Annotated in this window: 7 protein-coding genes; 1 reads left to right on the top strand and 6 read right to left on the bottom strand. The window is 68.4% G+C overall.

What is annotated here, in order from left to right:
- The 6 genes from VF794_RS01530 to VF794_RS01505 form a co-directional block, all read right to left on the bottom strand.
- The coding region (locus tag VF794_RS01530) for a carbon starvation CstA family protein (protein WP_331106996.1) at positions 1–1800 on the bottom strand (1800 nt) is incomplete at its 3' end.
- An 82-nt stretch (positions 1801–1882) separates the two neighbouring features.
- On the bottom strand, positions 1883–2071 hold the full coding sequence (locus VF794_RS01525) for a hypothetical protein (RefSeq protein WP_331106994.1): 189 nt from the start codon (positions 2069–2071) through the stop codon (positions 1883–1885).
- Positions 2072–2446: 375 nt separating this feature from the next.
- A complete protein-coding gene (locus VF794_RS01520; RefSeq protein ID WP_331106992.1) occupies positions 2447–3388 on the bottom strand; it encodes a methionyl-tRNA formyltransferase in 942 nt (313 codons plus the stop codon).
- A gap of 30 nt (positions 3389–3418) precedes the next feature.
- On the bottom strand, positions 3419–4300 hold the full coding sequence (locus tag VF794_RS01515) for an aldo/keto reductase (protein WP_331106990.1): 882 nt from the start codon (positions 4298–4300) through the stop codon (positions 3419–3421).
- Positions 4300–5112, bottom strand: coding sequence for a hypothetical protein (locus VF794_RS01510; protein WP_331106988.1), 813 nt, complete (start codon positions 5110–5112; stop codon positions 4300–4302). Before VF794_RS01510 ends, VF794_RS01515 begins: the two co-directional genes overlap by 1 nt.
- A gap of 77 nt (positions 5113–5189) precedes the next feature.
- Positions 5190–5642: a Spy/CpxP family protein refolding chaperone gene (locus tag VF794_RS01505; RefSeq protein WP_331106986.1), complete on the bottom strand. Its 453-nt coding sequence runs from the start codon at positions 5640–5642 to the stop codon at positions 5190–5192.
- A gap of 355 nt (positions 5643–5997) precedes the next feature.
- Between VF794_RS01505 and dnaE the strand changes: the two genes are divergently transcribed.
- Positions 5998–7875, top strand: a 1878-nt coding sequence (gene dnaE / locus VF794_RS01500) for a DNA polymerase III subunit alpha (protein WP_331106984.1), incomplete at its 3' end; no start/stop codon positions are given.

Below are 7875 nucleotides of genomic sequence, written 5' to 3'. Positions count from 1 at the left end.
CTCCCCGCCGAACACCTTCTGCCAGCCGGCCGTCAGCGTGCAGTACACCAGCCACACGGTGGGAATCGCCGGAATCCACAGGAAGCGCTCGCGCTTCATCTTCACGAGCACCACGCAGGCCAGCGTCAGCGCGATGGCGGCCAGCATCTGGTTGGCGATGCCGAACAGCGGCCAGAGCGTGTTGATGCCTCCCAGCGGATCCACCACGCCCTGGTAGAGGAAATAGCCCCAGCCCGCCACGCAGATCGCCGTCGCGATGAGGTTGGCGGTCCAGGACTCGGTCCTCCGCAGCGGTGCGTAGACCAGCCCGGCCAGCTCCTGGATCATGAAGCGGCCCACCCGCGTGCCCGCGTCCACCGTGGTGAGGATGAAGAGCGCCTCGAACAGGATGGCGTAGTGGTACCAGAAGGCCATCATGCCCTGGCCTCCCACCAGCCCATGGAGGATCTGCGCCATGCCCACCGCCAGGGTCGGCGCGCCACCCGCGCGAGACAGGATGGACGACTCGCCGATGTCCCGGGCCGTCTGGGCGAGCACGTCGGGGGTGACCACGAAGCCCCACTGGCTGATCGTCTGGGCCGCCTGCTCGACGGTGGTGCCAATCACTCCGGGCGGCGAGTTCATGGCGAAGTACACGCCCGGGTCGAGCACCGTGGCGGCGATCAGCGCCATGATGGCGACGAAGGACTCCATCAGCATGGCGCCGTAGCCCACCATGAGCGTCTCGCGCTCGTTGGCCAGCATCTTCGGCGTGGTGCCCGAGGAGATCAGCGAGTGCCAGCCCGACACCGCGCCGCAGGCGATGGTGATGAAGAGGAAGGGGAACAGGTTTCCCGCGAACACCGGGCCGGTGCCGTCGACGAACCGGGTCACCGCCGGCATCTTCAGCTCCGGCGCGGCCAGGAGGATGCCCACCGCCAGCAGCAGGATGGTGCCGATCTTCAGGAAGGTGGACAGGTAGTCGCGCGGCGCCAGCAGCAGCCACACCGGTAGCACCGAGGCGCAGAAACCGTAGGCGATCAGCATCCAGGCGAGCGACTTGCCATCGAAGGTGAAGAGCGGTGCCAGGGTCGGCGACTCGGCGACGCTTCCGCCCAGCCAGATGGACAGCATCAACAGCACGAAGCCGAGGATCGACACCTCGAGCACGCGGCCAGGGCGGAAGTAGCGCAGATAGACGCCCATCAGCACGGCGATGGGCATGGTCATCGCGACCGTGAATGTGCCCCAGGGGCTCTCGGCCAGGGCCTTGACGACCACCAGGGCCAGCACCGCGAGGATGATCATCATGATCATCAGCACGCCGATCATCGTCACCACCCCGGCGGCGGGTCCCAGCTCCATGCGCACCATGTCGCCCAGGGACTTGCCGTCGCGGCGGACGGACAGGAAGAGGATCATGAAGTCTTGCACCGCGCCGGCCAGCACCACGCCGAAGAGGATCCACATCGTGCCGGGCAGGTAGCCCATCTGCGAGGCGAGCACCGGACCCACCAGCGGTCCCGCGCCCGCGATGGCGGCGAAGTGGTGGCCGAAGAGGACCCACTTGTCGGTGGGGACGTAGTCCAGTCCGTCATTGCGGCGCTGGGCTGGTGTGGCCCGCGTGGGATCCAACACCAGGGCCTTGTCGGCGATGTAGCGGCCGTAGAAGCGGTAGCCGAGCAGGTAGACGCAGACGGCCGCCACCACCAGCCAGATGGCGTTGATCGTCTCGCCCCGGTGCAGCGCCACCGTCCCCAGGCAGAACGCGCCAAGAGTGGCGAGCAGGGCCCAACCCAGTTTGCCTACGACACGACTCATGTACCCCTCCACACGGGCTCGTCGCGGGAACGTTCCCCCCGGGGGAGGGCCGGGTCAATGCTCGAATCTGGCGAGGCGCCACTCACCAACGCATGAGCGCGGGAAGGCGAGGCTGCTCGGGCAGGGCGTAGTGGGTGCGCCAGAGCGTCAGGTAGGCCCGCGCCTCGGAGTCCCAGCGCGCGTCATCCCAGCCCAGCTCCCGCTGGCAGAGGGCGCGGAGGGCGGGCAGGTGCGCCGAGCCCCCCTCGGGCAGCAGCAGGCCCAGCCGCACGCGCCGCAGCAGCCATCGAGCACGAGGTGCTCCCGGGACTCCTTGGAGGGGTCGCTCGCGCGTAGTCGAAGAGGGCGCGCACCTCCTCGGAGTCCCGGGGGCGGGCGACCCCGTCGGGAAAGGCGGGGACACGGCCGCTGCGCAGGGCGATGAGGTCCGGGAAGCTCTGCCCGCGGGCATGGCGCACGCGGAGCTCGGGCTCGGTGGAGACGAGGGGGTGCGGAGGCAGCCGGGAGGGAGGCACGGAGGCCATCACCTCGTGGAGGGAGACATCATGGGGCGGAGTGCCCGGGCCGATCTTCTCCGCGAGGACGGAGGCGGCGGTCTCCGGCAGCGGGTAGCTGACGGCGGCGTGTCCCCAACCATTCCAGCGCCTCACGACAGCTCTCCGGGCTGGAGCCGGACCCAGAGCGGAGCATCCCCGCATTGGACGAGGAGCTCCTCGCCCTCACGGGCCAGCACGGTGCCGGGCTCGGCCCGCCCGTCTCCCGGGCCCGCCAACCGGGTGCGCTGAACCCGCACCGTCCTGCCCTCCAGGAGGGCGAGCGCATCCCCCTCCTGGCCGCCCCAGGAGCCGATGCCGCAGGCGCGCACCTGGACGTGCACCGCGCGAGCCGGTTGGCGCCAGTCCACCTCGCGGTAGGACTGCTCGAAGAGGGGTGCATGGCTCGCGTCCGTCGGCGTCTGGGGCTCGCCCACATCGCCCCAGGCCACCCGTTCGAGGACTTGCGGCATGAGCGAGGCGCACTCCTCCATCAGCTTCTCGAAGAGGCTCTCGGCGGTGTCCGAGTCCTCGATGGGAATCCGTCCCTGGGCGAGCAGTGGGCCGGTGTCGAACTCCGCGGCCATCCGGTGGAAGGACATGCCCAGCTCCGGGTCGTCGTTGCGCATCGCCCAGCCCAGGGGATTGGGTCCCCGGTAGCGTGGCAGCAGCGAGGGGTGGCCATTGACCGCGCCGAGGGAAGCCACCGCGAGCGCCTCGGGAGGGATGCGCCAGGGAAAGAAGAAGCTCAAGAGGAGATCGGGCTTCAGGGCCGTGAGCAGCGGCGTGAGATGGGAGCGCTCGCTGGCGAGGACCACATCGAGCGAGGGGGGCGCGGCCATGAGCAGCTGCGTCAGAGCGGCCCACCCCGCGGCGTCATGGGGCCGCCGGCCATGAATCCCCGGGGGCGCGACCAGCGCCACCACGTCATGGCCTCGAGCGCGCAGGTAGTGCGTGAAGCCGTGCGCCACGGCGGGTGAGACGGTGAGCAGGACGATCCGCCACCCGGAGACACGCACGGAAGGGCCGTTGTCCGGGAGAGTGTCTGAGGACATGGGTCCTCACCTTAGCGCACCCGCCTCCGGTCAGATGAGCCCGTCCCAGCCCTGGTCATTCCGCCGGAAGGCGCCGCGGATGCGTTCCACCAGGTCCCCGGAGAGAGGGCCCTTCTCCAGGGCGCGCAGGTTGCGTTGGAGGTTCTCCGTGCGCGTGGTGCCGACGATGCAACTCGCCACGCCCGGCACGAAGGCGGCGAAGCGCAGGGCCAGCTCGCTCCAGTCGAGGCCCTCGGTGTCCAGGCCCAGGGTGCGCATCCGGTCCCAGTAGGTGGCGATGTCCGGGGCGGAGGGGCGCTCGGAGAAGCGCCAGGGCGCGTTCCCCAGCGGGCGCTTGGCGATGACGCCGATGCCCTTCTCCACGGCCACGGGCAGCGCCCAGTCGAGCACGCGCTGGTCGAAGACATTCACGGACATCTGCACGGAGCCGAAGGCCCCCGAGTGCAGGGCCCACCCCAGGGGCGCGCTCTCGCCCGAGTACGCGGCCACGCGCACCTTGCCCTGCTCGACGGCGTGCCGAAGCGCGTCCACCACGCCCGGGCGCTCCAACACCTCCACCGGGCACGAGTGGAAGTGCACGAGGTCCAGGTAGTCGGTGCGCAGCCGGCGCAGGGCCAGGTCGATTCCCTGGGCAATGCAGGGCCCCGTCCAGTCCTCCACGCCGGGCACCCCGTAGCCACACTTGGTGGACAGCACGAAGTCCCCCCGCCGCCCCTGCAAGGCCCGGCCAATCCGCTCCTCGGATCGCCCGTAGCTGGGGGCCGTGTCGAGCAGGTTGATGCCCGCGTCCAGCACCCCGTTCAACAAGGCCTCGGCGTCGGCTTCCGACAGCTCCGGGCTGCCCACGGGCCCCGCTCCAAAACCCAGGAGGGAGACCTGGAGGCCCGTGTTACCCAGAGGTCGGCGAATCATCAGGTGCTCCCGCGTCCACGCGCGGCCAGGTCGATGAAGCCGCGGATCCAGATGAGGTTGATGGCGTGGCAGGCTTCTAGCGGAGTCCGCGTGGTGGTCTCCAGTGCCGCAGCATAGGGCACCCCCAGGCGCATGAAGTAATCCGTCACGCTCCCATCGTGGTACTCGATGAGACCATCCCGGTCCGTGCGATTGACCTCGTCCACCTTGTCGTTGCGGATGACGGTGGCATGCTCCGTGGCCGCCTTCATGAAGGGCCGGAAGGCATCCTTGTCCCCGAAGGTATAGGCGTACGTGGCGGAGCCCGGCAGGTAGTTGTCCTGGTGGATGTCCAGCGCGGCGGCCGGAGCGGGGTAGCGCGCGATGTCCGAGCGCACCGCCCGCGTCTCCTTGGGACCCCCGTCGTAGAGTGCCCAGCGCAGGAAGGGCTCCTCGCCCACGAGCTCGCCCTTCCACTCGCCTGGGGCCGTCTCGTAGCGCATGAAGTCGTTGTTGGGTTTCTCGCCGCTGCGGTTGTAGCGCGTCCCGTCCACGAAGCCCGAGGGGTTGATGCACGGGTACACCCGCAGGCCCACCCCTCGTTCCTTGGCGTAGGCGGCGATGTCGGCGAAGTGATGCATCAGCGTGAGCGGGCCGGCGGGCTCCTCGCCGTGGAAGCCCGAGGTGATGACCAGCCAACGCTCTCCGGGAACGATGAGCCGGAAGAGGGGGTACTCGACACCCCCCTCCAGGACCCGGGCGTACTCGTTCACATCGGCGATGTTGAAATAGCCGCGGATGCGGCGGGCGTACTCGTCGAAGTTCTGGGGCACGCCCCCAGGGTAGTCACGGCGGGCGCGCTCAAAAGGTGGGAGCGCGCCCTTTCGTCCACAATGTGTGCATTCGAGGGTCAGCGAGCGTTCAGGTGCTCACGAACCTCGGCCGTCACCTGCTGGCGCTGCTCCGGGGTGAGGATGCGGTGGGCCTCCAGGGCGGCGTCCGTCACCTTGTGGGCGAAGGCGCGGACGGCGTCCAGGCGCGCGTCCACCAGGGCGTGCACGGCCCGGGCGTCCGGGGTGGGCGACTCCCACTGGTCCAGCAGCTCGGCCCGGGCGCCCTTCTGCTCCTCGAAGAGGCGCTTGCCGTCCTCGAAGAGCGAGTCCTTCAGCCCGTGGATGGACTGCTTCTGGGCGTCGGTGGCCTTCAGGCCCTCCAGGCGGTCATCCAGCTTCCAGGTGACCATCTGCTTCACGCGCTCGGGATCGCGCGCGCCGCAGCCCATGGAGCCCCCGCGGAAGCCGGTGAGGAGGACCATGGCGAGGACGGCGGAACCGGCGACGAGGATCTTGTTCTTCGTGTTCATGGCGTATGCTCCCGGGAGCCTCGCGGGGCTCCGTTTCTGTCCGTGGCGCCGTCAATCGGCGACGGTGGACAGAATGCGAGGCGACCATTTGGGGCGTTTGTGCGTGGCGTGAAGAAGTGTGAAGCGCCCGCCCGTTGAGCGACCGGCCAGGGGAGCGCTCGGGGGAAATCCCAGCTGGCAGGCCGTGTGGGCCGCTCCCGACCTGGTGGCTCCTTCACCCTGGGTGTAGGGCGTGGCACAAAGCGCCGAGGCCGAGTTTTCGGCTCCGGACGCATCGCCCGGCCAAGAACTGGCGAGCGTCGCGGGGCTGAACGAATGTCTGGTGTACCCCCGCTGTCCTGACTACTTTTCCGCCATGTCCTTTACCCATCTCCACCTGCACTCCCTGTACTCGCTCCTGGATGGGGCGATCCGGATGAAGGACCTCATCAAGACGGTGAAGGAGAAGGGGATGACGAGCGTGGCCGTGACGGATCACGGCAACATGTTCGCCACCATCGACTTCTACAAGAAGGCCAAGGACGCGGGCATCAAGCCGATCATCGGCATGGAGACCTACGTCGCCGGTCCCAAGGGTCGCAAGGACCGCACGGAGAAGGTGGGCCACCACCTCATCCTGCTGGCCAAGAACAAGGAGGGGTACGACAACCTCAAGTACCTCTCGTCCATGGCCTACCGCGAGGGCTTCTACTACCACCCGCGCATCGACAAGGAGCTGCTCAAGAGCCACAGCAAGGGCCTCTTCGCGCTCACGGCGTGCCTGGGTGGAGAAGTCACCGGCGCGGCCTTCCGCGGGGACATGGACCACGCCCGCCGGGCGGCGCTCGAGTACAAGAGCATCTTCGAGCCCGACCACTTCTTCCTCGAGGTCCAATCCAACGGGATGCCCGAGCAGGAGAAGGCCAACGAGAACCTCAAGCAGCTCAGCCGGGACGTGGACATCCCGCTGTGCGCCACCGCGGACGCGCACTACATCAAGAAGGAGGACGCGCGCGCCCACGAGCTCCTCATGTGCATCGCCAGCGGCAAGACGCTCGCCGACGGCAAGCGCATGAAGCACTCCACGGACAAGCTCTACGTCACCAGTCCGCAGGAGATGCTGGAGTACTTCAAGGACACCCCCGAGGCCGTCCACAACACCCAGCGCATCGTCGAGCAGATCAACCTGGAGCTGAAGCTGGGCAAGCCCATGCTGCCCACCTTCCAGGTGCCCGACACCCACTCGCCGGACAGCTTCATGGCGGAGCTGGCGCGCGCCAACCTCGAGGAGCGCTTCAAGGAGATCAACCTGGCGCGCTACCGCGCCGGCCAGCCGCCCGTGGACCGCGAGCCCTACAAGGCCCGGCTGGAGCTGGAGATCGGCGTCATCCAGAAGATGGGGTTCAGCGGCTACTTCCTCATCGTCCAGGACTTCATCAACTGGGCCAAGCAGAACGGCATCCCGGTGGGGCCGGGCCGTGGCTCGGGCGCCGGTTCGCTGGTGGCCTACTGCCTGCGCATCACCGACCTGGATCCGCTCCCGTACAACCTCCTCTTCGAGCGCTTCCTCAACCCCGAGCGCGTGTCGATGCCGGACTTCGATATCGACTTCTGCCAGGACCGGCGCGACGAGGTCATCAAGTACGTGGGCCGCAAGTACGGCGAGAACAACGTCGGGCAGATCATCACCTTCGGCTCGCTCAAGGCCAAGAGCGTGCTGCGCGACGTGTGCCGCGTGTTCGCGCTGCCCTTCAGCGAGGGTGACCGCATCGCCAAGCTGGTGCCCGAGGTGCTCGGCATCACCCTCAAGGACGCCATCGAGCAGGAGCCGCGCCTCAAGGAGATGATGGAGAAGCCCACCGCCATCGGGCAGGTGGACGGCAAGGACGTCACCACCAAGGACGTGCTGGAGATCGCCCTCGCGCTGGAGGGCCTGCACCGCCAGCCCGGCATGCACGCGGCCGGCGTCGTCATCGCCGACAAGCCGCTGTGGGAGTTCGTCCCCACCTACCAGCCCCCGGGTGAGCAGACGCTGATTACCCAGTTCGCCAAGGACGAGGTGGAGGCCGCGGGCCTGGTGAAGTTCGACTTCCTCGGCCTCAAGACGCTCACCGTCATCCAGCACGCGCTGAACCTCGTGAACCGGAAGTTCCCCGCGGACCAGGCCGTCCTGCGCGAGAAGATTCCGCTCAACGACGACAAGGTCTGGGAGCTGATGGCCCGCGGCGACACCGCCGGCATCTTCCAGATGGAG

The organism is Archangium sp. (assembly GCF_036389735.1).
In the GTDB taxonomy this organism is placed as follows: Bacteria; Myxococcota; Myxococcia; order Myxococcales; family Myxococcaceae; genus Archangium.
The sequence above is the reverse complement of the archived record's forward strand: the minus strand, read 5'-3'. Positions and strand labels throughout refer to the sequence as shown.